Origin of the sequence: Micromonospora krabiensis (assembly GCF_900091425.1) — a bacterium.
Taxonomy (GTDB): Bacteria; Actinomycetota; Actinomycetes; order Mycobacteriales; family Micromonosporaceae; genus Micromonospora; species Micromonospora krabiensis.
Genome location: NZ_LT598496.1, coordinates 2,578,999 through 2,605,390 on the forward strand (window position 1 = coordinate 2,578,999; position 26,392 = coordinate 2,605,390).

Genomic DNA, 26,392 nt, shown 5'->3' on the forward strand with positions numbered 1-26,392 from the left:
GCAGGCGTGGAGGGTTCGGACCGGGGACAGACAAGGGGGCCGGCGACCGCGTGATGCGGTCGCCGGCCCCGGTGACGGCCGTCAGCGGCGGATGCCCGCCCAGTCGTGGTGCCGGCGGACGGTGGAGAGGATGAAGTCGACCACCCGCCGGGAGGTGTCCGGCACCTGGTAGTCGGCCGGGCAGGGCACCCCCTGCGCAGCGACCTGGTCCACGGTGACCTGCACCGCCTCCACGACACCGGCCGAGTCCAGACCGGTCATGATGATGCCGCCGGCGTCCAGCGCCTCCGGCCGCTCGATCGACTCCCGCAGCGTGACCGCGGGGAAGCCGAGGATCGCGGCCTCCTCGCTGATCGTCCCGCTGTCGGAGAGCGTGCAGTACGCCTTCGTCTGCAGGTGCACATAGTCGAGCAGGCCGAACGGCTCGTGGAAGGCGATCCCCTCCAACGCGGCGGGGTCCGGCGCCAGCGCCTCCAGCCGCTTACGGGTGCGCGGATGGGTGGACATCAGCACCGGGTAACCCCAGCGGTCGCGGACCGCCCGCAGGCAGTCGAGCAGCCGCTGCAGCCGGTCCGGCCGGTCCACGTTCTCCTCGCGGTGCGCGCTGACCATGAAGTACCGCCGCGGGTCGAGCTCCAGTTGCCGCAGGATCGGCGACGCGTCGATCTCGGCACGGTAGTGCTCCAACACCTCACGCATCGGCGAGCCGGTGTGCAGGATCCGGCGTGGGTGCAGACCCTCGGCCAGCAGGTTGCGCCGGGCGTGCTCGGTGTAGACGAGGTTGAAGTCGGCGACGTGGTCGACCAGCCGACGGTTGGTCTCCTCCGGCACGTTCAGGTCGAAGCAGCGGTTGCCGGCCTCCATGTGGTAGACCGGCACTCGCATCCGCCGGGCCATCAGCGCGGCGATGCAGCTGTTCGTGTCGCCGAGCACCAGCAGCGCGTCCGGGCGCAGGTCGGTGATCGCCTGCTCGATGCCGACCAGCACGCCGCCGAGGACCCGCCCGAGCGATGTCGTGTCGACCTCCAGGAACCGGTCCGGCCGGCGCAGCCTGAGCTCGGTGAAGAACACGTCGGACAGGGTGGGATCCCAGTTCTGCCCGGTGTGCACCAGCACGTGGTCGACCGTGTCGTCCAGCCGGTCCAGCACCCGGGACAACCGAATGATCTCCGGTCGGGTGCCGACCACCGTCATGACTCTCGTCATGCCCGTCCTCTCTCTGCTGCCACCTTGGTCAGAAGGTCCTCGAACTGGTCTACGCCCACCCGCAGCGACATCCGCTCCAGGTAGACCTGCCGCGCCCGGCGGCCCATCTCTTGCCGGCTCGCCAACGGCAGGGCGGCGGCCTCCGCGAAGCGCTCGGCGAGCGCACGCCAGTCGTCCGGCTGGCAGGCGAGGCCGACCCCGGTCGACCGGACCAGAGCCGCCGTCTCGCCGGCCACCGAGGCGATCACGGGTACGCCGCAGGCCAGGGCCGCCTGCAGCTTCGACGGGACAGCGACCCGCAGGGCCGGCACGTCCCGCAACGACACCAACTGCCAGTCGGCGGCCGCGTACAACTCGGCCATCTGGTCCGGCTCGCGCCGGCCGACGAACCGTACGTTCTCGACGCGCAGGTCCGCGGCGAGCCGCCGGGCGGCTTCCTCGCCCGCACCCGAGCCCACGAAGACCAGGTCGACCCGGTTTTCGACGGCGGCCGCCGCCCGGACCGCCGTCTCGAGGCCCTGCAGCAGGCCGAGGTTGCCGGCGAACATCACGGTGCAGCGTCCGCTGTGGCCCAGCAGCGCCCGCGCCTCGTCGGTCGCGGGGACCGGCCGGAAGAGCGCGTCGTCGGTCCAGTTCCAGACGACGCGTACGCGGGCCGGGTCGGCGCCGCGCTTCACTACCTGCTCCGCCATAGCCGGGGAGATCACCACGACGGCGTCCGCGACCCGGTACGTGCGTCGCATCAGCGCGCCCAGCGTCCGCTCCAGGGTGCGCCCGGCACGGCCGGCGGGCGCCATCCCGGAGCCCGTTACGGACTCGGGCCACAGATCCTGTACGTGCAGCACTACCGGCGTACGCCGGGCGACGCGCAGCACGGCGGCGGCGGCGATGGACGTGGGCGGCGGGTGATAGACGTAGGTGACGTCGACGCCGGAGAGCCACCTCACCGCAACGGCGCTGCTTGCGCCGAACGAAAGGTGGCTCAGGGCCCGCCGGGCGGCGGAGGTGTCGTGGCTGGGATAGGCGGGCACGCGCTGAACCGCGACCTGCCCGTCGGTCTCCCGATGCCGCCAGCGCTGCCGCCAGCCGGGATAGACCCGGCCGTAGGGGTATGTCGGGAAGGTGGTGAGAACCCGCACCTCGTGGCCACGCTCCGCAAGCTGGTCCGCGAGGTTACCGGGGATGAACACCCCTTCCGGCGGATACCACTGGCTGATCAGGCCGATTCTCACGTGCCGACCGCCACCGGCACCTGCGGAACCTCCTCCACCGGCTCGGGCCAGGTGTCCGGTCGGTCCGGGTCGAACAGCTCGTTGGTCCAGAACATGGTGACCAGTTCGTCCGTGCCAGTGTTCACCAGCTTGTGCACCCACATGGTGGGCATGTCCACCAGCACCGGCTCGTCGCCGCGCACTGGGAAGCGCAGCACCTCGGCGTCGCCGACGCGACGCAGGCTGATCTCGGCCGAGCCGCGTAGCACCACGAACCGCTCCACCTTGGCGAGGTGGAAGTGCTCGCCGCGGGTGATACCGGGCCGGGTCGTGGAGCAGAACGTCTGCCCCGCCCCGCCGTGTGCCTTGACCGTCTCGACCAGTTCGCCTCGCGTGTCGGCCCGACGCGGCAGCGGGATCGGGTAGTGCCCGGGGAAGCAGTGCGAGCGGTAGGTGTTGAACAGTCGTACGCCGTGCCGGTCAACCAGGGGCGGAATCTCCCCCGTCCGGTACGTCGCGGCCACCTCGGTGAGCCGGTCGGCCAGTGCGCGAACGCCGATCCGCAGCGCCGGCATCGCCGGGTCCCAGGAGCCGTCGACCGGCGCTCCGACGAGCCGGGCGGCCGCGTCGGTGACGTGCACGAGGTTCAGCTCGCGGTCGGCGTGCACCTCCGGCCGCCCGCCCTCGGCGAGCACTCGGCAGAAGGTCGCCACCGCTGAGTTGTAGTAGGGCCGACCGTGCTCGCCGTAGAGGTTCGGCAGCAGCACATCGTCCAGGTCGACGCCGATGTCGGCCAGCAGGCGTGCGGCCTCGGCCTTGGCATCGCCGTACGGAGTGCCGTTGCCCGCCTGCACGGAGTTCGCGTACACGATCCCAGCGGGCGGGGTCGCGCAGTGCTTGAAGCCGTCGGCGAGCTGGACGGCGAGTTGGACGTTGCCGGCGGCCACGTCGGCCGGCTCCCCCCGGTTCACGCCGGCCAGGTGCAGCACCCGGTCGACTCCGGCCAGTTTCGCGGCGACGACGCGGGGGTCGGCGAGGTCGGCACGGCTGAGCACGATTGGCTCAGGCCAGCCCATCGCGCGCAGCAGCACCCGGACGTGCCAGCCGAGGAATCCGCCGGCGCCGGTGACGGCGAGCCTCAGCACGCGAGCACCGGGTCCCGCAGGGCCAGCTCCGCGCGCACCTCGGGCAACGTCTTCAACAGCTCGACGATCTCGGGTACGCCCAGCCGCTCCGCGTTCGCGGAGTTGAAGTCCTCGACCGGTCCCGCGCCCAGCTCGCCCTCCGAGACGTACAGCGAGTAGTTGAGGTCACGTGCGTCCAGCGGCACCCGCAGGAACTCCCCGAAGTCCTCGGCGCGGGTCAACTCTTCCCGGCTGGCGAGCGTCTCGTCCGTCTTCTCACCGTGCCGTACGCCGATGACGTCGAGTTTGAACGGCACGTCGAAGAGCTGGCACACCGCCTCGGCGAGGTCGGAGACGGTGCAGGCGGCAGCCTTGCGGATGAAGATGTCGCCGGCCCGCGCGTGCGCGAAGGCGTGCTCGACCAGTTCCACCGAGTCGGCCAGCGACATCAGGAACCGGGTCATGCCCGGATCGGTCACGGTCAGCGCCCGACCGGCCTTGATCTGCTCGATGAAGAGCGGGATCACCGAGCCACGCGAATACATGACGTTGCCGTAGCGGACGCAGGAGACGGTGGTGGCGCTGTTCGGATTGTTGCGGGCGTGGGCCTGGGCGACCTTCTCCATCATCGCCTTGCTCATGCCCATCGCGTTGACCGGGTGGACGGCCTTGTCGGTACTGAGCACCACCACCGAGCCCACCCCGTTGCGCTCGGCTGCCTCGACCACGTTGCCGCTGCCCAGCACGTTCGTCCGGACCGCCTCCAGCGGGAAGAACTCACATGACGGCACCTGCTTGAGGGCGGCCGCGTGGAAGATGTAGTCGATCCCCCGGCTGGCCTTCAGCACTGAGTCGTAGTCCCGGACGTCGCCGACGTAGTAGCGGACCCGCTCATCGCCGATCGACCGGCGCATGGCGTCCTGCTTGGCCTCGTCCCGGCTGAACACCCGAACCTCGCCGGCGCCCCGATCGAGGAGCCGGCGCACCATGGTCTGGCCGAAGGAACCCGTACCGCCGGTGATGAGCACACGGCGTCCGGTGGTCGAGATAGTCACAGTCAATTCCCGCCTCGTCTGTTCGGATTGCGAGATACGCACTCCTGCTCGTGGAGCAGCGCTCACAACCCGGACAACGAGTAGAAGACAGCACGGAAACGGCGAAACGGGACGCCAGAGCGGTCCGCTCGCCGCCTTCCGGTTAACGGTGCGGGACGCCGCCCGCGCCAGGAATCGACCCTGTTTAGGTAAATCGGGTAGGAGCGCGCTTGCCGGCTGCTATAACCACAAAGCGCGCCGGGCGCGTCGGAGGGCGACTACGAAGTGCCCGGTGAACGACGTGCGCACCCAACCGGGGCCCAGGCCGGTTACATGCAACGGAGGCCGGCGACCAGTAACGCCCCAGGCGAACAGCAGCGCCCAAGCACTACCGTCGGGGACACCCGACGGACCAGACATCGACGCGAAGGCAATGGTCCGGATGATGACGGTGGCACCACCTTTGGCCTCCCGCCCTGCGGCTTCGTCCCACGGAACGCGGACCGGCCGGCCGGCACCGCTCTTCCACCGGTCCTTGCGGGCATGGATGCCGTTGCTGCTCGCCGTCGCGTGGATGCTGGGCACCTTCGGTCTGTTCTGGACCGGACCGTTCGCGCGACAGGTACCGGATGCCAGCAAGCTCTGCCTCTTCATCCTCACCGCCACCACCGCCTTCGCCGTTGGCTACGCCCTCACGATCCGTAGAGGCGACCGTGCCGTTCCCAACAACGGGGGAACCACGCGGTCACAGGACGCGCGCCGTGTCCGGCGGCTGGTCGTGGCAGGCGGCATCTACTACATTGCGCTCGGGATCGCGTTGCTCGGTGAATACGGCGCGACCAGCCCAGCTAGCATCTGGGCCAGCCTCCAGGACCCCGCCCAGGCATACGCCAACAAGTTCGCGGTCTATCAGGCCCAACAGGACTCGGGGCGGACGAACGCCGCTATCCAGCTGTTGACGTTGCTCGGCGTGCTGGGCACCGTGCTCGTCCCGATGCTCGTCATCCATTGGAGACGACTCACGACGGGTGTACGGTTCGTCGGCCTCGGCGGGCTCGGCGTCTACTCGCTCTTCTTCCTGTACATCGGAACGTTGAAGGGTCTCGGCGACTTCGTGCTGATGATCGGCGGTGGGTTCCTCATCGCTTGGGCGCTCGTGGGAGATCGGGCACGTCGCAGGGCCAGGCGGCAGCGCGCGACGGTCATGGTCGCCGTAGTCGCCGGGCTCTTCTTCGGCTATATGGTGAACAACCAGGCTGACCGGGCGGTGCAGTTCGGGACGCAGGAACGCATTCAGGCCAGCCCGACGGTAGAACGCATCGTCGGCCCGCACCTAGCCAGTGGAGTCGCCGCCACCATCCACTACCCCACGCACGGCTATCTCGGGCTCGCATACAACCTCGACACTCCGTTCGCCTGGTCACACGGCATGGGCAGCACACCAGCCCTGGCCTCCTACGCCAGCCAGTACCTCGGTGTCGACACCGATCTCTACCCGACCTACTTGCAACGCACCGAGGTCAGGACCGGGTGGCCGGCCGGGCAGTACTGGTCCACCATCTACCCCTGGCTCGCCTCAGACCTCACCTTCCCCGGCACCATCCTCTTCATGGCGCTGCTGGGCTGCTTCTTCGCCAGAACGTGGCGTGAGTCGATCCTCTCCAGGCGGATCCTGCCGACCGTGATCTTCGTACAGCTAATCCTGCTCATCGGTTACATTCCCGCGAACAATCAGTTGGGCATGTCCCGGCCGGGTCTGATCGGTCTCGTTACCCTGCTTCTGCTCTACCTGGCGATCCCCACGACCCGACAAACCACCGCACCTCCATGGATTGGCGGCAGGGGCGCTGTGCACCGGTCCTGGGGCCGGCCCCAGCCAATCCCGCCACGGTCGGTGTGAGCTGCGGGAGCCTCCGGCCGGCGAGCCGCCCAGCGAACTGTCACCGGTCACCAGGGCAGCGGATGCGGTGAGTGGCGACGGTGCCTAAGCGATGTCTCGTAACGCGATGGCTGTCCGGTCCGGATTGCCGTTGATCATCAGCCGTGCGCGTCGGCGGTCGCCCAAGCCCTCGGGCAGCGCAGCCTCAAGCCGGATTTCCGGCTGGCAGGCGGCTCAAGATGGTCCGGGCCAGCGCGGCGAGCCGGGTTCGTAGGTCGTCGTCGGCCCGTCCACCGAGGCCGTCTTCGAGATGCGCGGCCAGGGCGGTGACCGCCGGGAGCAGGTCATCCAGCGGGCTGCCCTCGTGTCCCACCACGTAGAGACGGTGGGTTCCCACCTCGGCGGGGATGCTGCGGTCGAGGATCCTCTCGCAGGTGTCGGCGGCGATCAGCGCCACCGCAGTTGGCAGGTCCGGTTCTGGGAGCCCGAGTTCGTCGGTGACCGCCGCCAGGCGCCGATTCGCGTCGTGCGCCGGCAGTGTCCGCGCTGACTCGGCCGCGAGCGCCACCACGGCGTCGCCGTTGACGCCGGCAACCAGCAGGTCGCAGGCCAGCATTACCGCGTAGTGCGGGTCGGCGTCATCAAGCAGCGCCCGGGCTTGTTCGGTCCGAAGCCGGCGAAGAAGTTCGTCATCCACGCGCCGAGGCTAAGGGACCCCTCGTAGCCCCGCGCGTCTATCTGGCGTGGATGGTCGGGCAGGATGCCTGGGTGCAGGTGATCACCGCGGCCCGGTCTGAGTGGATCTTCCCGTTCACGGGATTGCAGCCCGCCCAGTTCCGGAAGCTGGTCCGGCTGGTCGCCGAGCCAGGCGGTGACGGGGTCGCCGATGGTAGGCCGGGCCGCCAGTGGGCACTTGATCTGGCCGACCGCGTGTTGCTGGTGGCCACCTACTGGCGTACAAATCTCACGATGCGCCAGATCGGTCCGCTGTTCGGGGTGTCGCACTCCGCGGCGCACCGGGTCATCGACACCCTCGCGCCGCTGCTGGCCCTGGCACCGGTGCGTAAGCGGCCCGTCGAGCAGATCGCGATCGTCGACGGGACGCTGATCCCGACCCGCGATCACCGCTTGGCTGCCCGAAGCAAGAATTACCGGTACTCGATGAACCTGCAGGTTGCCATCGACGCCAACACACGCCTGGTCATCGCCGTCGGCGACCCGCAGCCCGGCAACCGCAACGACACGATCGTCTACCGCACCTCCGGCATCCAGGAGAAGCTGGACGGGCGGCCGGTGATGGCCGACGGCGGCTACCGGGGCAACCCGAGGTGATCATGCCGTACCGCAAGCCCGCCGACGGCAGCGACCTGCCCGCCTGGAAGCAAGCCCTCAACGTCGAACACCGCACCGTCCGAGCAGGAGTCGAACACGCCCTGGCCAGGATGAAGTCCTTCAAGATCCTGCGCGACTACCGCCGCGCCGCCCACACATTGGCCGACGCCGCATCTGGCATCGCCAACCTCCACAACACTGTTCTCACGGGGTAGGCACCGGACCGGTGCGGGGCAACGCCCTCACCGAGTTACGAGACGTCCCTTAGGGCTGTAGCGATGGCCTCGCGTCGATGCCGCCTCGGGCATGGATGCAGCGTCGAGTGTCCGGTGATAGCCGACGATGGCGGCCGGAAGAACCGTCACCGCGTAAGACACCACGGATGCCACAGCGACACCAGCTAGGCCGATCTGATCGGCCAGGACGACCTTGAGTGGAATCGCAACGATCAGGCAGGCAGACCACCCGACAAACTGAGGGCGGAGCAGCCCGATGCTGTTCTGGACCATGAAGATCGGGGACACCATCGCGATGACCACCGAGTACGCGGCGAGCGCGGCCAGCAGCGAGACCGGTACGTGTGTGAACTCGTCCGAGCGGATCCAGAACGCGAGGACGTCGTTGCCGAACAGGACAAGACCAACACTCGGCACGGACACCACCGCGGCCGACAGGACCGACATCCGACGGGTGTTGATCCGAACCCATGCGACATCACCGCGCGCCAGCGCCTCGCCGTTCGCTGGCCAGAGCGGAAGGTTGACCAACGTGACGAAGAGTGCGAGCACACTGAACACACGCGTAACCACCACGTAGTTGGCCGCGGCCGTCAGGCCGAGAACCCGGCCGACGAGGAAACCGTCAATGTTGAGCACGATGGAGCTGAGCACGGAGATAACGAAGAACCGAAGCCCCAACCGGAGTAGCCCTCGCGCGGCCGGTGTGCGTACCCGGCGCGGCGACGGCCGCAGATCCGGGCTCTGCCAGACGAAGTAGCAGATCGTGTTCGCCGCGTTCATCAACGGCACAGCCAACACGGCCGCGGCGATCAAGAGGACCGGCTCGATGTGGGCGACGACTCCCGCAAACACCAGGGCCGCCGACAACAGGCTACCGGCGGCCTGCCACAAGTTGCTCTGCGCCACCTGCTGGTGGGCGTACTGCACACGTTGGATCAGCGCCAACGGAATGTTGACGAGAAAGGAACCGAAACAGATCAGTACCACGGCTCGGGCATCCCGGGCGACGGTCGGGTCGGTGACGTTCAGCAGTGCGGGCCATGGGACCACCTGCACAGTGGCCGTGAGCACGCCGATCAGCACTGCGGCAATACTACCAAGCAGGGCGTACGCACTGGATATCTCGCGTGCTGCCCCGGACCGGTCGGCGGTAGCGAACAGCCGGGCGAGTCGGGTGACCAGACCATTGCCGAGACCAAAATCTGCGAACAGCGCCATGCTCGTCAACGAGGTGATCGCCATCCACATGCCGTAGCGCTCGGCACCAAGGTGACCGAACGCGAGCGGCGTGATCAACAACGGAGCGGCCAGACCGATCGCTTTTCCGGCCAGCGAGGAGGCGATGCCCGCAGCCAGGGCGCGGCCACGCGACCGCCGCGCCGCTGCGTAGCCGGTCTCCCTGTCCGTCGTGTGGGCCAGCGCGTGTGGGTCCCGTCCCTCTGCCCCGAACTCGGCCCTTCCAGCACCGGCGGATTTCTGAGCGGTCCGCACGGTACGCCGATCATCCATCAGACTGCGGTCCGTGAACTAGGGGAGGGGCAAGGGTTGCACGGCGCAACGGGGCGCACTCATTCGAACCCGGTTTCATGTCCTGACACCTCCGGGCGCCCGTCCGCCGAGCTAGTGTCCGGCCAGTACCCGCCCGGCCATCCAGGAGACGGTCTGCTCCAAGCCGACCCGAAGCGCGGTAGGTCGAACCTCGGGGAAGAGCTCGTAAAGCCGGGTGGAGTCGGCCTGCGAGTCTCGGACGTCTCCCGGGCGCTGGGGCTCGTGGACCCGCTCCAAGGGGCGTCCCAGCAGCCGCTCCAATTCGCCGATGACCTCGAGCAGCGAAATCCGGGCACCGAACGCCAGATTCACGGCGTCCGGGGAGGACACTCGACGGATCACCGCGTCGACGATCACAGAGGTTACGCTGCCGACGTAGGTGAAATCGCGGGTCTGCCGACCGTCGCCGTGCACCCGCAGGGGCTGCCCTTCCAGAGCCGCGCTGACGAACCGAGGCACCACTGCGGCGTAGGCGTGGTGAGCCGCTTGGCGGGGACCGAAGACGTTGAAAAATCGGAAGGGCAGCACCGGAAGGCCGTAGCAGGAGGCGAAGGCTACGGCGTAGGCCTCGGCCGCGAGTTTCGAGACGGCGTACGGGCTGACCGGCATCGGACGCAGACCTTCTTGCCGCGGTAGCACCGGGTTCGCACCATACACGGAGGACGACGAGGCGACGATCACCTGCCCCACATCGTGCCGGCGTGCTGCTTCGAGCACCATCAGGGTGCCGGTCGCGTTCGCATGGTGGCTCGGCAGTGGCCGGTCGATCGACCGAGGCACCGAACCGAGCGCGCCCAAGTGCACCACGCTTGCGGCACCGGCGCAAGCCCGGTCGAGCAGGTCAGGGTCGAGTACGGTGCCGCGGAGCAGCGGCACGGGCAGACCCTCCAGGTTCTCGAGCAGGCCGGTGGAGAGATCGTCGACCGCAACGACCGAGGTGACCTCCGGTGTATCCAGTAGCGCCCGGACCAGGTTGGCTCCGATGAAGCCCGCACCACCCGTCACCACTACCTTCACGATCGCTCCCGTCCGTCTATCCGCCGCCGGCCCCCTGGCCGGCTCGGTAACAACGGGACAACGAGCGAGGCACGGGATAAGTCACGCAATACGGAATGCATCACCCACATACCCGGGTTATCAGTATCCAGCGACGCTGGACACAGCGGAGTGGTCCGTCTCGAACGCCGCTGGTCGACCGTCCAGCGAATCGAGGAAGTCTTTCACCCTCCGGCCCTGCGCGGCGGGGCTACGCGTCAGCCGGAGAAATTCTCGACCAGCCAGGCCTCGCCTTGCTACCTCTCCGGCCGTTAGGGCCAGCGCGTGGGCGAGCGCTTCCCGAAGCCCGTCGATCGTGTCCGGCTCGGCGAGTACGAGATGCGGCAGGTAGTCGGCGGGGATGCCGGGGAGCCTGGTACTGACCACCGGCACTCCTGCCGACAAGTACTCAATGGTCTTTGAAGGGAAGGAGTAACGAACGAAGCCCTGCTCGACGGGACGGGGGTTGACCAGCACAGCCGCCCGCGCGAGGCGGTCCGCGAGCACCGTGCGGTCGAGCAACTCCGGCGGCGCGATCCGCGGATCAACGGTGGCCTGCTCGCGCAGCCAGGGCGTCAGCTCACCGCGACCGAACAGCCGCAAGCGTAGATCCGGGTCGGGCAACGCCCGGAACGCATCAACCAGGCGGTCCACTCCATAGGCCCGGGAGAGTCCGCCGGCGTACACCACCTCGCGGACGCCCGAGGCGATGTCGACACGGGAACCGACGCCGGTGGCCGGGTGAAAGATGCCTTCCATGACCAGGCGGGGCCGGCCCGGCGCGAAATCCTCGGCGAGTGGCCCCGTCAGGGCGATGACCCCCGTGCAGCGGCGCAGCGCGGCACGGACAAGAACGACGTCGACCCGGCGCAGGAGCCGTACCAACCACCCGTCGTCGGGCAGTACCACCCCAGGCGGATCGGTGAGCACTGGCACCACCCGTACCCGCCGCCGGGCGAGGAGCGCGCCGGCCCACAGGAACGGGGCGTGCACACCGTGCACCAGCAGCACTTCCTCTTCGTCGAGTTCGCCGGCCAGCCGCCGGCGGGCCGCCAGGTACCGAGTCATGTGTTTAAGGCCGAGTAGGTTGACGAAGCCCAGCAGGCGGCCCTTTACACCGTCGTGGTCGAACGGTCCGCCGTGGAACAACACTCGACGATTGCGCGGCCAGGTCGAAACGGGCGCCGCGGAGAGCAGTCGTACCTGGCATCCGCTGGCACGCAATGCGGTCACCAGCGCCCACGCGAAGGTGTGCGTCTGGGTGGCATGCACGACGTCCCGTGCGGTCGCATCGGCCAACACCTCATCGGGCACCGTGAAGCCGAGCAGAGTGACACGGGTGCCGGAGCCAGCGGTCACCGCGGCACCGCCAGGATGCGACGGTATGCCGCGTCGAGCGCGTCGAGCATGACGTCGAGGCTGTATCGGTCACTCACTCGGCGACGCGCCCGCGCACCGAGCTCATACCGAGTAGACGAGCTGGCCAACAAAGGTGTCAGAGCCTCGGCAAGAGCGCGCGGGTCACCGGAGGGCACGAGCACGCCGTCGCCGTCACGCAGTACCTCGACATTGCCACCGACCGCACTCGCCACGACGGGAAGCCCGTGCGCCATCGCCTCCAACAGTGCGTTGGACAGGTTCTCGTGCAGCGACGGGAAGACGAACAGATCGGACGCCGCTAGTAGGTCCGGAATGTCGGCGCGGGAGCCGAGTAGGCGCACGTCCAGTGTTTCGCGACCCGAGGTACCGGCGGCCGCGCCGCACAGCGCGTCGGCAATAGCGGCGCTATCCGGTCCGTCCCCGGCCACGAGCAGCACCCGGCGGCCGGGCAGCGCCGGCAACCGGCCCAACGCGTCGGCCAACACCCGGTAGCCCTTCTCCCAGGTCAGTCGGGCTACCGTGATCATGACGGTGTCGTCGGATCGTAGACCGAGTTCGGCGCGCATCTGTTCGCGAGGTCCGGGCCCCGCCGGAACCATCACCCCGTTGGGGATCACGCCCATGAATCGGCCCCGGATACCGCGCAAGAAGTCCCGGCCTGCGGCGTACTCGCAGACGGTCGCGACGTGGGTAGCGGCTCGCAGGGTGAACGGCTCGGCTCCGTGTACCAGCAGCCCACGCCGCAGGGGCCGACCGCCCTGACGTAGGTCGCGGACGGTTCCGTGGACAGTGACGAGAATGCGCGGGCAGCGGGCCAGGCGTGCCGCGAGGACACCGAGGAAACCTTCGTTCTGCAGACCGCGTACATGTACCAAGTCCGGCCGGACGCGACGCAGCATCGCCACCCACTCGCGGAGCAATGACACGTCGAGACCACCGTTGCCGTGGTCCTGGTGCATCCGCACGAAGTCGTACTCGCCGCCAAGCCGGGAAGCGAGCACCCTTTCGACAGCAGTCAGGGGTCCGTTAGCTCCCGGCCGTCCTGCCGAATGCTGGACCACCACGGGTCGGCTTCGAAGTGAAGACGGCGGTCGGTCGAATCCGGCAACAGCGGTGGTCGCGTTCACTGCAACTCCACTTCGATGTCGTATGGCGTGGCGGCCGACGGCGAGGCGATATCGGCGACCTAGACTATCGGGCGATACCCGTGCAAAAGCTGCAATTCATCCGAACGGGGTACTCGCATGTCCCAGTCACCGGTGTCGGGCCCGCGTCATTCGACCGGACCAGGCAACCCGCGCCTGCTCGCACTCGCGGCGTACCGCTTTCCGCACGGTGACGCCATGTCGAACCGCCTACTTCATCTGGCCCGTTCGGCGACCCCACCCGGCAGCACTGCCATCGTGGTCAACGACTGGCCCGCCGACGGGACCCGGCCGCCCATGAACCCGCCCCTACCGGCGGAGGTCCGTTTGCTGACCCTGTTACCGAGCAGGGGAGGCAGGGCGGCTCGCTGGTGGCACCGGCAGCGCCGCCCGCTTCGGGTACTCGCCGCGCTGCGGCGCGCTGGCGTACGGCGCACCGACCTGAGTGGGATCTGCCTGCCGCTCGGGCTCTGGAACCTGACCACCTGGGTGGTGCTTCGCCTCGTGGTACGCCGCCCGATCACCGTCGACGTGTTGGAGCGGCACGACCCCCAGCAGTTCCCTCGGGGTCGGCTCACCCCGTACTTCGTCCGCCACCGATGGGGCATCTTCCTCGCCGCCCGGCTGGCCGATCGGATCATCGCGATCTCCACCGCGCTCCACGATGACTTCGCCCGCCGGCGGCCCACGCTCGTGGTACCACCGCAGGTCGACCGCGCCGCGTACGCACCGCCGGCGCCACCACCGCTGGCCGAAGGCCTGCGCCTGCTCTACGCGGGCACCGCCGGCACCAAGGACATGCTGGCCGTGGTGGTGGAGGGCATCCGGCGACTGCCGGCGGCAGAGCGTGAACGCGTCCGCCTCACGATCGCGGGCATGACCCGCGACCAGGCAGTCAGCCTGTCCGATCTGGACGGAGCCGGCCTGGATGGTCTTGCCGACGGGGTTATCTTCCTGGGCCGGGTGCCGCGTGAGCGGGTCCTGGCCGAGTTGGGTCGCGCGCACTTCTCGGTTCTGGTCCGCCCCGACGTCGGTTACTCCCGGGCGGGCTTTCCGTCGAAGGTGCCGGAGAGCCTGGCGGCCGGTTGCCCTGTCCTGCTGAACCACACGAGTGACCTAGCCCGGTACGTCACCGACGGCCGAGAAGGGCTGGTGGTGGCCGGACCGTCAGCGGACGATGTCCGCGACGCGCTCCTGCGGGCGCTGGCTCTTGACGACGACGGTTGGTGGCGGATGAGCCGCGCCGCCCGAGAACGTGCCGTGGACTTCGACTATCGCTCGTGGGTCCCGACGGTCAGCGACTTCGTCGCTGGCGCCTGCCGCGGCTCGGGCACAGCGACCTCGGTGAGCGCGGCCAGTTCGGCCGGGGTCAGCCGCTGATCGGGAGGATATACGGCCTGCTCATGAGCGGCGATCGTCTCGACCGACCACCGTAGCCGAACTACCCGAGCCGGACTGCCGACCACGATCGCGTAGGGCGGTACCGGCCGGGTGACCACCGCACCGGCCCCGATCACAGCGCCTCGTCCGACGGTGACCCCCTGCAGGATGATCGCCCGGGTCCCGACCCAGACGTCGTCGCCGATTACCACACCCCGGTCGTGGGTCTCGTCGTCTGGTTCCTTGCCGACCGCAATCATGGGTAGGCCGACCCGGTCCACCCGGTGGTTGCCACCCCGAACGGTCACCTCCGGGCCGAACATGACATTGTCGCCGATCCGAATGCGGGACCGAGCAGCCATGACTACCGGTCGATACCCGAGGTCGACGTTGCGCCCCACCTCGATGTTCTCGAAGGTGTAGACGCCGTCTGGGTCGAACACGAATCCATCGCCGCGGGCGCCGAACCGGTCGACCACCGCCAAGCCGTGAATGGCCCGCCGCGCCCGGGAACCAGCCATCAAGACCCGGTCAACCAACCGCGCCATCGACCCGAGCATCCGCCCTGGCCGACTTATGTCCACCCGCATCCGAACCCACCTCTCACCGACCTCGATGCCTCCGGAACCACAAGGACCGGCCCTTCGAAGAAGTGCATAGTGGGCTGCGCCGCCTCCGTCGCCGGAACTCAAGAGCCGGGACCGTCACAACAGGCAGCCTCTGTGGGATTATTACCATTCATGCTGTTCTAGTCTGCAAAATGACGTTATATCCCCGAAAGCGACGTGGGTGTGGACCGGAGAGCCTTGTTCGACTACGCCGCACAGACAGCAGACACCATCGGCACACCGCTGGTGTCACGGGATATCGGCTTCGACGGTGCTGAGTTCCATCTCGTCGAGTTTCAGTGTCTGCACTTCGGGACCGTGACTGCCGAGGAGTCCACCCACTACCACGTCTGCGACAGCGGCGAGTGGCGGCGGATCGAGGAACGGTGCGACATCGAGGCGGTCTTCGCAGAGGCGATCGCTCACTATCTGGCGCGGTAACCGCCCGAATTGTGGTGAGGTGGAGGCATGGACCGCACCCTGCTCGGGCTGGTGCTGCACCCGACGAGGGATGTCTCCGAGGTCGTCGAGATCATCGCCGAGTGGGCGACGCGGCACGGCAAGGGCCTCGCCGTACGCGTCGAGGACCGGGACCGGGTGCCCGCGTCCGTCGAGGCGCTGCCCGCCGACGAGTTGCCCCGCACCGTGAACGCTTTGATCAGCATCGGCGGCGACGGCACGATGCTCGGCGCGCTGCGCATGGTGGTCGACGACCCGAAGCCGGTGTTGGGCGTGCACCTCGGCCGCCTGGGGTTCCTGATCGAGGTGGAGCCGCCGGAGCTGCCGGCGGCGCTGGACCGCCTGGCGAACAAGGATTTCACGGTGGAGACGCACAGCTGCCTGGTCTGCGGCGTGTGCGGTGACGATCTGGTGGCGTTCAACGACATCGCTCTGGTGCGTCAGCCCGGGTCCGGCTTCGTGACCGCCACCCTGGCGGTGGACGGACAACGGTACGGCTACTACCGCTGTGACGCGATCGTGGTGAGCACGCCGACCGGGTCGACGGCGTACAGCTACGCGGCCGGTGGGCCGCTGGTCTCCCCGGCGGCCCAGGCGCTGGTGGTCACGCCGTCGGCGCCGATGGCGGGGATCTCCCGGGCGGTGGTGCTCTCCCCCGACGAGACGATCCGCCTGGAGTTGACGCCCGGGTCGGCGCCGGTGGCGGTGGAGGTGGACGGCCTGGTGATCCGGGAGGCCGCCACCCAGGGGGCGGTCGACATCAGCTTCCGCCGGGAGGCGGGGCTGGTGGTGCGCCTGGATCCACGCCGCTACCAGGAGCGCAACCAGCTGAAGCTCAGCCTGTTGGACCTGCCGCTGCTTCCCGAGCAGTTGCGGGAGCTGCTACCGGAGGGGCTGCGGGAGCAGTTGAGCCGCCGGGAGCTGCCGCCACCGGCCCGGTGACCGGGTCAGGCCTGCTTGAGCACCTCGGCGACGAGGTCCTTCGCCTCCTGCTGGATGCGGGTGAGGTGGTCGGCGCCCTGGAACGACTCGGCGTAGATCTTGTAGACGTCCTCGGTGCCGGAGGGGCGGGCGGCGAACCAGCCGGACTCGGTGGTGACCTTGAGGCCGCCGATGGGGGCGCCGTTGCCGGGCGCGGAGGTGAGGGTCGCGGTGATCGGCTCGCCGGCCAGCTCGGTGGCGGTCACCTGCTCCGGGGAGAGCTTGCCGAGCACGGCCTTCTCCTCGCGGGTGGCGGGGGCGTCGATGCGGGCGTACGCGGGGGCGCCGAAGCGTTCGGCCAGCTCCGTCCAGTGCTCGCTGGGCGTCCGGCCGGTGGTGGCGATGATCTCGGACGCGAGCAGGCAGAGCAGGATGCCGTCCTTGTCGGTGGTCCAGGTCTGCCCGTCGCGGCGCAGGAAGGAGGCGCCAGCGCTCTCCTCGCCGCCGAAGCCGACGGTGCCGTCGAGCAGCCCGGGCACGAACCACTTGAAGCCGACCGGCACCTCCAGTAGCGGCCGACCCAGGTCGGCGGCGACCCGGTCGATCATGGAGGAGGAGACGAGGGTCTTGCCGACGGCGGCGGCGGGGCCCCACTGGGAGCGGGTGCGGAAGAGGTGCCCGATCGCCACGGCGAGGTAGTGGTTGGGGTTCATGAGGCCGCCGTCGGGGGTGACGATCCCGTGCCGGTCGGCGTCGGCGTCGTTGCCGGTGGAGACCTGGTAGTCGGCGCGGGCGGCGATCAGCGAGGCCATCGCGTTGGGCGAGGAGCAGTCCATCCGGATCTTGCCGTCGCCGTCGAGGGTCATGAACCGCCAGGTCGGGTCGACGGTCGGGTTGATCACGGTGAGGTCGAGGCGGTGCCGTTCGGCGATCTCGCCCCAGTAGGCCACGCTGGCGCCGCCGAGGGGGTCGGCGCCGATCCGGACGCCGGCGGACCGGATCGCGTCGATGTCGATGGCCGCCGGCAGGTCGTCGACGTAGGCGCCGAGGAAGTCGTACGTCCCGGTGGTGTCGGCGGCGCGGGCCCGCGCGTAGGGGATGCGGCGGATGACGGCGAGCCCGCCGGCGAGGATGGCGTTGGCCCGGTCCTGGATCCACCGGGTGACGTCGGTGTCGGCGGGGCCGCCGTGGGTCGGGTTGTACTTGAAGCCGCCGTCGTCGGGCGGGTTGTGCGACGGGGTGATGACGATCCCGTCGGCGAGGCCGGTGGTGCGACCCCGGTTGTGGGTGAGGATGGCGTGCGACAGGGCCGGGGTGGGCGTGTAGCCGTCGCGGCTGTCGAGGAGCACGGTGACCTCGTTGGCGGCGAGCACCTCCAGGGCGTCGACCGCGGCCGGGGTGGACAGCGCGTGGGTGTCGCGGCCGAGGAAGAGCGGCCCGTCGATGCCGGCCTCGCGCCGGTAGTCGCACAGCGCCTGGGTGACCGCGAGGATGTGGTCGGAGTTGAAGGCGCGGCGCAGGCTCGACCCGCGGTGGCCGGAGGTGCCGAAGGAGACCTGCTGCGTCGGGTCCTGCGGGTCCGGGTGCTCCGCGTAGTAGGCGGTCACCAGGCGCGGCACGTCGACCAGGTCGGCGGGTTCGGCGGGCTGGCCGGCACGGGGGTGGGTCACTGCGGCAACCTCCTCGCGGATGGGGCGGACGCCGCTTGGTTCCCGGCGGCGGGCGGTGTCATGCGTGTCGCGACCGGTGTCACGGCTCGACCCGCTGGCCCTTTCCGATCACCACTATGCCATTGTCCGAGACGGTGTAGCGCTGTCGGTCCTTCTCCAGGTCGACGCCGATTTCGGCCCCCTCGGGGACGAAGACGTTCTTGTCCAGGATGGCCCGGCGGATGACGGCGTGCCGGCCGATCTCGACGCCTTCCATGAGCACCGCGCCGTCGACGTGCGCCCAGGAGTGCACCTTGACCTTCGGCGAGACCACCGAGTTCTCGACGAGCGAGCCGGAGATGACCGCGCCGGGCGAGACCATCGAGCCGACCGCGCGGCCGACCCGCTCGCCCCACTGGTGGACGAACTTCGCCGGGGGGTACGGCGGCTGCTCGGTGTAGATCGGCCAGTCGAAGTTGTAGAGGTTGAACACGGGGTGGACGTTGATCAGGTCCATGTGCGCGTCGTAGAACGAGTCGAGCGTCCCCACGTCCCGCCAGTAGCCGCGGTCGCGGTCGGTGCTGCCGGGGACCTCGTTGTCCTTGAAGTCGTAGACGTTCGCCTCGCCCTTCTCGACCAGCATGGGGATGATGCTGCCGCCCATGTCGTGCTTGCTGGTCTTGTCCTCCGCGTCGCGCTCCACCGCCTCGCAGAGCGCCCGGGTGGTGAAGACGTAGTTGCCCATGGAGGCGTAGATCTGGTCGGGCGCGTCGGGCAGGCCGACGGCGTCGGTGGGCTTCTCGCGGAACGCGCGGATCCGCCGGCCGTCCTCGCCCACCTCGATGACGCCGAACTGGTCGGCGGTCGACAGCGGCTGGCGGATGCCGGCGACGGTCACCCCGGCGCCGGAGGCGATGTGGTCGTCGACCATCTGCCGGGGGTCCATCCGGTAGATGTGGTCGGCGCCGAACACGATCACATAGTCGGGCTGCTCGTCGTTGATGAGGTTGAAGCTCTGGTAGATGGCGTCGGCCGAGCCGGCGAACCACCACGGGCCGCGGCGCTGCTGTGCCGGCACCGGGGTGACGTAGTTGCCGAGCAGGGTGGACATCCGCCAGGTCTTGGTGATGTGCCGGTCGAGCGAGTGCGACTTGTACTGGGTCAGCACCACGATCTTGAGGAAGCCGGCGTTGGCCAGGTTGGAGAGGACGAAATCGACCATGCGGTACATCCCGCCGAACGGCACGGCGGGCTTGGCCCGGTCCGTGGTCAGCGGCATCAGGCGCTTGCCCTCTCCGCCGGCCAGGACGATCGCGAGCACCTTGGCAGCCATGCTCAGACGCTAACCACCCGCGTCCGACTTCACCACTCGTACGGTCGGACTTCTGCACTAGGGTGCGGGGATGACCGACTCCTCCCCGGCCACCGGACAGCTCCGCGTCGATCTGCTCACCCGTGAATACCCGCCGGAGGTCTACGGCGGCGCCGGGGTGCACGTGGAGTACCTGGCCCGGGAGTTGCGTCGGCTCGCCGACGTGCGGGTGCACTGCTTCGGCGCGCCCCGCACCGAGCCGGGCGTCACCGCGTACGCCGAACCGCCGGGCCTGACCGGCGCGAACGCCGCGTTGCGCACGATGGGTGTGGACCTGGAGATGGCCGCCGGCGCGACCGGCACCGACGTGGTGCACAGCCACACGTGGTACGCGAACCTCGCCGGGCACACCGCGAAGCTGCTGCACGGGGTGCCGCACGTGGTGACCGCGCACAGCCTGGAGCCGCTGCGGCCGTGGAAGGCCGAGCAGCTCGGCGGCGGGTACGCGCTCTCGTCCTGGGTCGAGCGCACCGCGATGGAGGCCGCCGACGCGGTGATCGCGGTCAGCGGGGGGATGCGCTCCGACGTGCTGACCGCCTACCCGCAGATCGACCCGTCGAAGGTCCGGGTCGTCTACAACGGCATCGACACCGTGCAGTACGCCCCGGACTCCGGCACCGACGTGCTGGACCGGCTCGGCATCGACCCGTCCCGTCCCAGCGTGGTCTACGTGGGAAGGATCACCCGGCAGAAGGGCCTGCCCTACCTGCTGCGGGCCGCCCGGGAGTTGCCGGCGGACACGCAGCTGGTGCTGCTCGCCGGCGCGCCGGACACCGCGGAGATCGCCGCCGAGGTGGAGGGTCTGGTCGCCGAGCTGCGGGCCAAGCGCTCCGGCGTGGTCTGGGTCGCGGAGATGCTGCCCAAGCCGGAGGTGATCCAGGTGCTCACCCACGCCACTGTCTTTGTCTGCCCGTCGGTGTACGAGCCGATGGGCATCGTCAATCTGGAGGCGATGGCCTGCGAGACGGCCGTGGTGGCGACCGCCACCGGCGGTATCCCCGAGGTCGTGGCCGACGGTGCGACCGGGTTGCTGGTGCCGATCGAGCAGGCCACCGACGGCTCCGGCACTCCCCTGGCCCCGGACCGCTTCGTGGCCGACCTGGCGGCGGCGATCAACACGCTGCTGGCCGACCCGGCGCGCACCGCCCGGTTCGGCCAGGCCGGCCGGCAGCGCGCCGTGCAGCACTTCTCCTGGGACGCCATCGCCCGGCAGACCCTGCAGGTCTACCGCTCCGTCGGCGCGGCCTGAGGACGACGGAGGCCTGCTCAGCACCGGTCTCACACCGCCGTCCCGGGCGGCGACTCCGACACCGACAACCGCGACCTCCGCCCGTTCGATCGTGGCGGCAGGCTACGCCACCTCCGGTTCATTGACCGTCGTCCGACTTCGATCCACCCGGGTTTGCGGAAACCGCTGCATCCGGGTCGCGCGGACACCGCGGTTTCCCGCAAAGAGAGTGGATCTTGAGGGGTGGCCGGGCGGATGACGGACGGGCGGACGGGGGTGCTTGGCCGCGCGCGAACGGATCTCGCGCAGTAGGTTGGCGGGGTGACTGGACGGTTCCCCATCGAAGACGTCTCCCCCGTCGTCTCGTGCGGTCGCTACCCCGCGAAGGCGGTGGTGGGCGAGCGGGTGCCGGTGGCGGCCCGCGCCTACCGCGAGGGGCACGACGCGCTGGGCTGCAACGTGGTCTGGCGCGGTCCGGACGGCGTGACCCGCCCGTTCACGCGGATGCGGCCCGGCGAGCCGGGGCAGGACCGGTGGCACGCCACCATCGCGCCGGACGCGGTCGGCGAGTGGACCTTCTCCGTCGAGGCGTTCCAGGACCCGTACCTGACGTGGCAGAACGCGGTCACCAAGAAGATCGCCGCCGGGCAGGGGGCGGCGGAGCTGGCCAACGACCTGGCCGAGGGCGCGCGGGTGCTGGACGCGGCCGCGGAGCTGGTGCCGGCCGCCGAGCGGGAGCGGGTCGTCGCGGCGGCGGCGGCCCTGCGGGACGACGACCTGGCGCCGCCGGCGCGGGTGGCGGCGGCGCTCGACCTGGCCGACCTGCTGTGGGCGCACCCGGTGCGGGAGTTGGTGACCGCCGGCGAGGAGCACCGGGTGTGGGTGGACCGCGAGCGGGCCCTCTTCTCCGCCTGGTACGAGTTCTTCCCCCGCTCGGAGGGGGCGGTGCCGGCGACCGTCGACGCGCCGGCCCGGTCGGGCACGTTCGCCACCGCCACCGAGCGGCTGCCCGGGGTGGCGGCGATGGGTTTCGACGTGCTCTACCTGCCGCCGATCCACCCGATCGGGCGGGTCAACCGCAAGGGTCGCAACAACGCGCTCACCGCCGGGCCGGACGACGTCGGCTCGCCGTGGGCGATCGGCGCCGAGGAGGGCGGGCACGACGCCATCCACCCCGACCTGGGTACGCCGGAGGACTTCCGGGACTTCGTCGCGGCGGCCGCCGAGCAGGGCCTGGAGGTGGCGATGGACCTGGCGTTGCAGTGCGCGCCCGACCACCCCTGGGTGACCGAGCACCCGGAGTGGTTCACCACCCGGGCCGACGGCACGATCGCGTACGCGGAGAACCCGCCGAAGAAGTACCAGGACATCTACCCGCTGAACTTCGACAACGACCCGGAGGGCATCCGGGCGGAGATCCTGCGGGTGGTGCTGCACTGGGTGGGTGAGGGCATCCGGATCTTCCGGGTGGACAACCCGCACACGAAGCCGTTCGACTTCTGGCACTGGCTGATCGCGGAGGTCAAGAAGGTCGACCCGGACGTGCTGTTCCTGGCCGAGGCGTTCACCCGCCCGGCGATCATGCACGGCCTCGGCAAGATCGGCTTCACCCAGTCGTACACGTACTTCACGTGGCGCACGTCGGCGGCGGAGATGCGCGCGTACTGCGAGGAGCTGGTCGCGGCGGCCGACTACATGCGACCGAACTTCTGGCCCAACACCCCGGACATCCTGCACGAGTCGTTGCAGCACGGCGGCCCGCCGATGTTCAAGATCCGCGCGGTGCTGGCCGCGCTGCTCTCCCCCTCCTGGGGCCTCTACGCGGGCTACGAGCTCTTCGAGCACGTCGCCCGCCCCGGCGCCGAGGAGTACCTGGACAACGAGAAGTACGAGCTGCGCCCCCGGGACTGGGCCGGCGCGCAGGCGCAGGGCCGGTCCCTCGCCCCGTTCATCGCCACCCTCAACCGCGTACGCCGGGAGAACCCCGCCCTGCGCCGGCTGCGCAACCTGGTCTTCCACGAGATCGACAACCCGGCGCTGCTCTGCTGGTCGAAGCACGACCCGGAGACCGGGAACACGGTCATCGTGGTCTGCTCCTTCGACCCGCGCGTCGTGCAGTGGGGCAACACCACCCTCGACATGCCGGCGCTCGGCTTCGACTGGCACGACCGGTTCACCGTCCACGACGAGCTGACCGGCACCAGCTACGACTGGGGGCAGCGCAACGCGGTGCGGCTCGACCCGTACCTGCAACCGGCGCACGTGCTGACCGTGCGTCGTCCGGTCCCGCCCGAGGGGCCGGCCGCCGCCCCCACCGGCCCGGCGGACCTCACCGTCGAAGCCGTCCCCGACGACCTCTCGGGTGGCACCGCCCCGACCTCCCCCGCCCCGAAGGACGACGACCGATGGACCAGCTGATCGCCGGCCACGCCCACGACCCGCACGCCGTGCTCGGCGCGCACTCGGCCGACGGCCGGACGACCATCCGCACCCTGCGTCGCGGGGCCGGCGACGTCGCCGTGCTGGTCGACGGGGAGCGGCACCCGATGAAGCGGGTGCACGACCTGGGGGTCTTCGAGGCCAGCGTGCCGGGCACCGTCCTGGACTACCGGGTCGAGGTCGACGGTGTGCCGCGCGACGACCCCTACCGCTATCCGCCCACGCTCGGCGAGCTGGACCTGCACCTGATCGCCGAGGGGCGGCACGAGCGGCTGTGGGAGGCGCTCGGCGCGCGGGTCTTCGACGAGGGCGTGGCGTTCGCGGTCTGGGCGCCGAACGCGCGCGGCGTCCGCGTCGTCGGTGACTTCACCGGCTGGGCACCGGACGATGGCTGGCCCATGCGGTCGCTCGGCTCCACCGGCGTGTGGGAGGTCTTCGTGCCGGACGCCGCGGCCGGCGCCCGGTACAAGTACCGGATCCTCGGCGCCGACGGGCGCTGGCGGGACAAGGCCGACCCGTTGGCGGCGTACGCGGAGGTCCCGCCGGCCACCGCGTCGGTCGTGCACCACTCCCGCTACGAGTGGTCCGACGAGGCGTGGCTGGCCCGCCGGGCCCGGCAGCAGCCGCACCAGGAGCCGATGAGCGTGTACGAGGTGCACCTCGGCTCGTGGCGGCCCGGGCTCGGCTACCGGGAGCTGGCCGACGAGCTGACCGCGTACGTGACCGAGCTGGGCTTCACCCACGTCGAGTTCCTACCGGTGATGGAGCACCCGTTCGGCGGCTCCTGGGGCTACCAGGTGACCGGCTACTACGCGCCCACCTCCCGCTTCGGCGACCCGGACGACTTCCGTCACCTCGTCGACCGGCTGCACGCCGCCGGCATCGGCGTGATCCTCGACTGGGTGCCCGCGCACTTCCCCAAGGACGAGTGGGCCCTCGCCCGCTTCGACGGCACCGCGCTCTACGAGCACCCGGACCCGCGCCGGGGCGAGCACCCCGACTGGGGCACGTACGTCTTCGACTTCGGCCGCCGCGAGGTGCGCAACTTCCTGGTCGCCAACGCGCTCTACTGGCTGGACGAGTTCCACGTCGACGGGCTGCGGGTGGACGCCGTCGCCTCGATGCTCTACCTGGACTACTCCCGACAGGAGGGCCAGTGGGCCCCCAACCAGTACGGCGGTCGGGAGAACCTGGAGGCCATCGCGTTCCTCCAGGAGGTGAACGCCACCGTCTACAAGCACCACCCGGGGGTGGTGATGGTCGCCGAGGAGTCCACCGCGTGGCCGGGCGTGACCCGGTCGACGGCCGACGGTGGCCTCGGTTTCGGGTTCAAGTGGAACATGGGCTGGATGCACGACACCCTGCTCTACACGTCCAAGGACCCGATCTACCGCCAGCACCACCACCATCAGCTCACGTTCTCCCTCGCGTACGCCTGGAGCGAGAACTACGTGCTGCCCATCAGCCACGACGAGGTGGTGCACGGCAAGGGTTCGCTGGCCGCCAAGATGCCCGGCGACACATGGCAGCGGCTGGCAAACGTGCGCGCGCTGCTCGCGTACATGTGGGCGCACCCCGGCAAGCAGCTGCTCTTCATGGGCTGCGAGCTGGCCGACGACCGGGAGTGGAGCGAGGAGCGCGGCCTCGACTGGTACCTGACGCACGACCCGGCGCGGGCCGGCGTGCAGCGGCTGGTCGGTGACCTGAACCGGCTCTACCGGGACGTGCCGGCGCTGTGGGCGCAGGACACCGACCCGGCCGGGTTCCGCTGGATCGCCGGGGACGACGTCGCCAACAACACGGTGTCGTTCGTCCGGATCGCCCCGGACGGCTCGACGCTGGTGTGCGTGGCGAACTTCTCCGCCCTGCCGCTGCACGACTACCGGGTCGGCCTGCCCGCCGGGGGGACGTGGCGGGAGGTGCTCAACACCGACGCGCACCACTACGGCGGCTCCGGCGTGGGCAACCTCGGCGAGGTCCACGCGGAGGATGTGCCGTGGCACGGTTTCCCCGCGTCAGCCGCGCTCCAGGTGCCGCCGCTCGGCGTGCTCTGGCTCCGCCCGGAGTGACCCGGCACGGCGCCGGGGCTGAGCCGGCGCCGCCAACGGCGTACGTCAGACCAGGCCGGCGTCGCGGAGCAGCTGCCAGAGGCCGGCGCCGTCCGGCGCGGAGAGCCACTTCTGCCCCACCGGCCCCGCCGACGGCTTGTCGTGCGGCACGGGCAGGCTGCCCGCCAGCACCGCCTGCGTGGGTGAGAGCCGGCGGATCGCCACGCCCGCCACGTTGTCCGGGTGGGCCGCCGCGAACTCGCGGTAGATCTCCGGGTCGTGCTGGCCGTCGTCGCCGACCAGCAGCCAGCGCACGTCGGGGAACTCCCGGGCCAGCCGGGCGAGGGTGGCCCGCTTGTGCTCGCGTCCGCTGCGAAACCACCGGTCGGCGGTGGGACCCCAGTCCGTCAGCAGCAGCGGCCCGGCCGGGTAGAGGTGCCGGGACAGGAACCGGGTGAGCGTCGGCGCGACGTTCCAGGCGCCGGTGGACAGGTAGAAGACCGGGGCGCCCGGGTGGGCGGTGACCAGCCGCTCGTAGAGGACCGCCATGCCGGGCACGGCCGCGCGGGCGTGCTCGTCGAGGACGAAGGTGTTCCACGCGGCGAGCAGCGGCCGGGGCAGCGCCGTCACCATCACCGTGTCGTCGATGTCGGACAGGATGCCGAAGCGGACATCGGGGTCGAGGATGCGTACCGGTGCCTCGACCGGCTCGGCGTCGCGCACGCTCAGCCGGACCGTCCCCCAGCCCGGCGGCAGGTCGGCCTCGACCATCGTGTCGACGAACCCGCTCCGGTCCGCCTGCGCCTCGTGCCGTACCCCGCCGGTCTCGATCGACACCGTGACGTGCTTGGCGGGCAGGGTGGTGAAGCTGCGCCAGCCGCGCACCTTCTCCAACCGGGCCCGCTGGCGGGTGTCCGGGCGGCCCAGCAGCACCCGGCACATCACCCGCACCCAGCCCGGCCCGCCGTAGCCCGTGTACGCGACGATGTTGATCCGCCAGCCGGTGCGCCGCAGCCGGCGCTCCACGAGCTGGTGCACGGCGTCCTCGATCCGCGCCGCCCGGTGCAGGCGCGGGACGGCCAGTTGGCCGGCGGGAGTCGGTGGCACGCTGCCACCCTGCCACACCGCCGCGGTCCCGGCCACGCGAGGCGATCT

At 70.0% G+C, this 26,392-nt stretch carries 20 protein-coding genes and 1 pseudogene; 8 read left to right on the forward strand and 13 right to left on the reverse strand.

Features of this window, described 5'->3' with window-relative positions:
• Positions 1-81: 81 nt before the first annotated feature.
• From wecB to GA0070620_RS11435, 4 genes are read right to left on the reverse strand one after another with little or no spacing between them, the layout of a single operon-like run.
• The gene (wecB, locus tag GA0070620_RS11420) at positions 82-1,206 is read right to left on the reverse strand and encodes a non-hydrolyzing UDP-N-acetylglucosamine 2-epimerase (protein WP_091589854.1); all 1,125 of its coding nucleotides are present in this window, start codon (positions 1,204-1,206) and stop codon (positions 82-84) included.
• Complete coding sequence (locus GA0070620_RS11425; RefSeq protein ID WP_091589857.1) at positions 1,203-2,438, reverse strand: glycosyltransferase family 4 protein; 1,236 nt, start codon at positions 2,436-2,438, stop codon at positions 1,203-1,205. The genes wecB and GA0070620_RS11425 overlap by 4 nt, the downstream gene beginning before the upstream one ends.
• Positions 2,435-3,562, reverse strand: a complete 1,128-nt coding sequence (locus tag GA0070620_RS11430; RefSeq protein WP_091589860.1) for a polysaccharide biosynthesis C-terminal domain-containing protein — start codon at positions 3,560-3,562, stop codon at positions 2,435-2,437. Before GA0070620_RS11430 ends, GA0070620_RS11425 begins: the two co-directional genes overlap by 4 nt.
• Entirely contained in the window at positions 3,556-4,596 is a 1,041-nt protein-coding gene (locus GA0070620_RS11435; protein WP_091589863.1) for an SDR family NAD(P)-dependent oxidoreductase, read from the reverse strand. The genes GA0070620_RS11430 and GA0070620_RS11435 overlap by 7 nt, the downstream gene beginning before the upstream one ends.
• Before the next feature lie 526 nt (positions 4,597-5,122).
• Here GA0070620_RS11435 and GA0070620_RS11440 point away from each other — a divergent pair.
• On the forward strand, positions 5,123-6,475 hold the full coding sequence (locus GA0070620_RS11440; protein WP_157741590.1) for a hypothetical protein: 1,353 nt from the start codon (positions 5,123-5,125) through the stop codon (positions 6,473-6,475).
• A gap of 184 nt (positions 6,476-6,659) precedes the next feature.
• Here the strand turns inward: GA0070620_RS11440 and GA0070620_RS11445 are convergent, their stop codons facing one another.
• Positions 6,660-7,151 carry a hypothetical protein gene (locus tag GA0070620_RS11445; RefSeq protein ID WP_091587527.1) on the reverse strand — a complete coding sequence of 164 codons (492 nt, stop codon included), beginning with the start codon at positions 7,149-7,151 and terminating at the stop codon, positions 6,660-6,662.
• A 71-nt stretch (positions 7,152-7,222) separates the two neighbouring features.
• Here GA0070620_RS11445 and GA0070620_RS11450 point away from each other — a divergent pair.
• A pseudogene (locus GA0070620_RS11450) lies at positions 7,223-8,001 on the forward strand (transposase family protein).
• 27 nt (positions 8,002-8,028) lie between these two features.
• Here the strand turns inward: GA0070620_RS11450 and GA0070620_RS11455 are convergent.
• The 4 genes from GA0070620_RS11455 to GA0070620_RS11470 all read right to left on the reverse strand — a co-directional run bounded on the left by GA0070620_RS11455 (position 8,029) and on the right by GA0070620_RS11470 (position 13,115).
• A complete protein-coding gene (locus tag GA0070620_RS11455; RefSeq protein ID WP_157741591.1) occupies positions 8,029-9,534 on the reverse strand; it encodes a lipopolysaccharide biosynthesis protein in 1,506 nt (501 codons plus the stop codon).
• Positions 9,535-9,645: 111 nt separating this feature from the next.
• Positions 9,646-10,590, reverse strand: a complete 945-nt coding sequence (locus tag GA0070620_RS11460) for an NAD-dependent epimerase/dehydratase family protein (protein ID WP_091589870.1) — start codon at positions 10,588-10,590, stop codon at positions 9,646-9,648.
• A 120-nt stretch (positions 10,591-10,710) separates the two neighbouring features.
• Positions 10,711-11,967, reverse strand: a complete 1,257-nt coding sequence (locus GA0070620_RS11465; RefSeq protein ID WP_091589873.1) for a glycosyltransferase — start codon at positions 11,965-11,967, stop codon at positions 10,711-10,713.
• On the reverse strand, positions 11,964-13,115 hold the full coding sequence (locus GA0070620_RS11470) for a glycosyltransferase (RefSeq protein WP_157741592.1): 1,152 nt from the start codon (positions 13,113-13,115) through the stop codon (positions 11,964-11,966). The genes GA0070620_RS11465 and GA0070620_RS11470 overlap by 4 nt, the downstream gene beginning before the upstream one ends.
• 216 nt (positions 13,116-13,331) lie before the next feature.
• Between GA0070620_RS11470 and GA0070620_RS11475 the strand changes: the two genes are divergently transcribed.
• A complete protein-coding gene (locus GA0070620_RS11475) occupies positions 13,332-14,513 on the forward strand; it encodes a glycosyltransferase (protein ID WP_157741593.1) in 1,182 nt (393 codons plus the stop codon).
• On the opposite strand, the gene GA0070620_RS34015 is transcribed toward GA0070620_RS11475, so the two are convergent.
• Complete coding sequence (locus tag GA0070620_RS34015) at positions 14,405-15,061, reverse strand: acyltransferase (protein ID WP_269456572.1); 657 nt, start codon at positions 15,059-15,061, stop codon at positions 14,405-14,407. The genes GA0070620_RS11475 and GA0070620_RS34015 overlap by 109 nt on opposite strands.
• 258 nt (positions 15,062-15,319) lie before the next feature.
• On the opposite strand from GA0070620_RS34015, the gene GA0070620_RS11485 reads away from it, so the two are divergent.
• Together GA0070620_RS11485 and GA0070620_RS11490 are read left to right on the forward strand one after the other, a co-directional pair.
• Positions 15,320-15,562, forward strand: a complete 243-nt coding sequence (locus tag GA0070620_RS11485; RefSeq protein WP_157741594.1) for a hypothetical protein — start codon at positions 15,320-15,322, stop codon at positions 15,560-15,562.
• Positions 15,563-15,589: 27 nt separating this feature from the next.
• Complete coding sequence (locus tag GA0070620_RS11490) at positions 15,590-16,522, forward strand: NAD(+)/NADH kinase (RefSeq protein WP_091589886.1); 933 nt, start codon at positions 15,590-15,592, stop codon at positions 16,520-16,522.
• A 5-nt stretch (positions 16,523-16,527) separates the two neighbouring features.
• Here the strand turns inward: GA0070620_RS11490 and pgm are convergent, their stop codons facing one another.
• Positions 16,528-18,171: a phosphoglucomutase (alpha-D-glucose-1,6-bisphosphate-dependent) gene (pgm, locus tag GA0070620_RS11495; RefSeq protein ID WP_091589889.1), complete on the reverse strand. Its 1,644-nt coding sequence runs from the start codon at positions 18,169-18,171 to the stop codon at positions 16,528-16,530.
• A 79-nt stretch (positions 18,172-18,250) separates the two neighbouring features.
• The gene (gene glgC, locus GA0070620_RS11500; protein WP_091589891.1) at positions 18,251-19,483 is read right to left on the reverse strand and encodes a glucose-1-phosphate adenylyltransferase; all 1,233 of its coding nucleotides are present in this window, start codon (positions 19,481-19,483) and stop codon (positions 18,251-18,253) included.
• Between the two features lie 70 nt (positions 19,484-19,553).
• Here glgC and glgA point away from each other — a divergent pair, with 70 nt between their 5' ends.
• The 3 genes from glgA (at position 19,554) to glgB (ending at position 25,258) form a co-directional block, all read left to right on the forward strand.
• A complete protein-coding gene (glgA, locus tag GA0070620_RS11505; RefSeq protein WP_091589894.1) occupies positions 19,554-20,771 on the forward strand; it encodes a glycogen synthase in 1,218 nt (405 codons plus the stop codon).
• 300 nt (positions 20,772-21,071) lie between these two features.
• Positions 21,072-23,168 carry an alpha-1,4-glucan--maltose-1-phosphate maltosyltransferase gene (locus GA0070620_RS11510; protein ID WP_091589896.1) on the forward strand — a complete coding sequence of 699 codons (2,097 nt, stop codon included), beginning with the start codon at positions 21,072-21,074 and terminating at the stop codon, positions 23,166-23,168.
• Positions 23,156-25,258, forward strand: coding sequence for a 1,4-alpha-glucan branching protein GlgB (gene glgB / locus GA0070620_RS11515; RefSeq protein ID WP_091589899.1), 2,103 nt, complete (start codon positions 23,156-23,158; stop codon positions 25,256-25,258). The genes GA0070620_RS11510 and glgB overlap by 13 nt, the downstream gene beginning before the upstream one ends.
• 45 nt (positions 25,259-25,303) lie before the next feature.
• Here the strand turns inward: glgB and GA0070620_RS11520 are convergent, their stop codons facing one another.
• A complete protein-coding gene (locus tag GA0070620_RS11520) occupies positions 25,304-26,344 on the reverse strand; it encodes an App1 family protein (protein WP_091598566.1) in 1,041 nt (346 codons plus the stop codon).
• Positions 26,345-26,392: the final 48 nt, after the last annotated feature.

Excerpts from the sequence above, each read along its gene's own strand:
- GA0070620_RS11440 (WP_157741590.1), top strand. The coding sequence starts at position 5,123 with ATGCCGTTGCTGCTCGCCGTCGCGTGGATGCTGGGCACCTTCGGTCTG.
- wecB (WP_091589854.1), bottom strand. The coding sequence starts at position 1,206 with ATGACGAGAGTCATGACGGTGGTCGGCACCCGACCGGAGATCATTCGG.
- GA0070620_RS11455 (WP_157741591.1), bottom strand. The coding sequence starts at position 9,534 with ATGGATGATCGGCGTACCGTGCGGACCGCTCAGAAATCCGCCGGTGCT.
- GA0070620_RS34015 (WP_269456572.1), bottom strand. The coding sequence starts at position 15,061 with ATGGCGCGGTTGGTTGACCGGGTCTTGATGGCTGGTTCCCGGGCGCGG.
- glgC (WP_091589891.1), bottom strand. The coding sequence starts at position 19,483 with ATGGCTGCCAAGGTGCTCGCGATCGTCCTGGCCGGCGGAGAGGGCAAG.
- glgB (WP_091589899.1), top strand. The coding sequence starts at position 23,156 with ATGGACCAGCTGATCGCCGGCCACGCCCACGACCCGCACGCCGTGCTC.
- glgA (WP_091589894.1), top strand. The coding sequence starts at position 19,554 with ATGACCGACTCCTCCCCGGCCACCGGACAGCTCCGCGTCGATCTGCTC.
- GA0070620_RS11475 (WP_157741593.1), top strand. The coding sequence starts at position 13,332 with ATGTCGAACCGCCTACTTCATCTGGCCCGTTCGGCGACCCCACCCGGC.
- GA0070620_RS11490 (WP_091589886.1), top strand. The coding sequence starts at position 15,590 with ATGGACCGCACCCTGCTCGGGCTGGTGCTGCACCCGACGAGGGATGTC.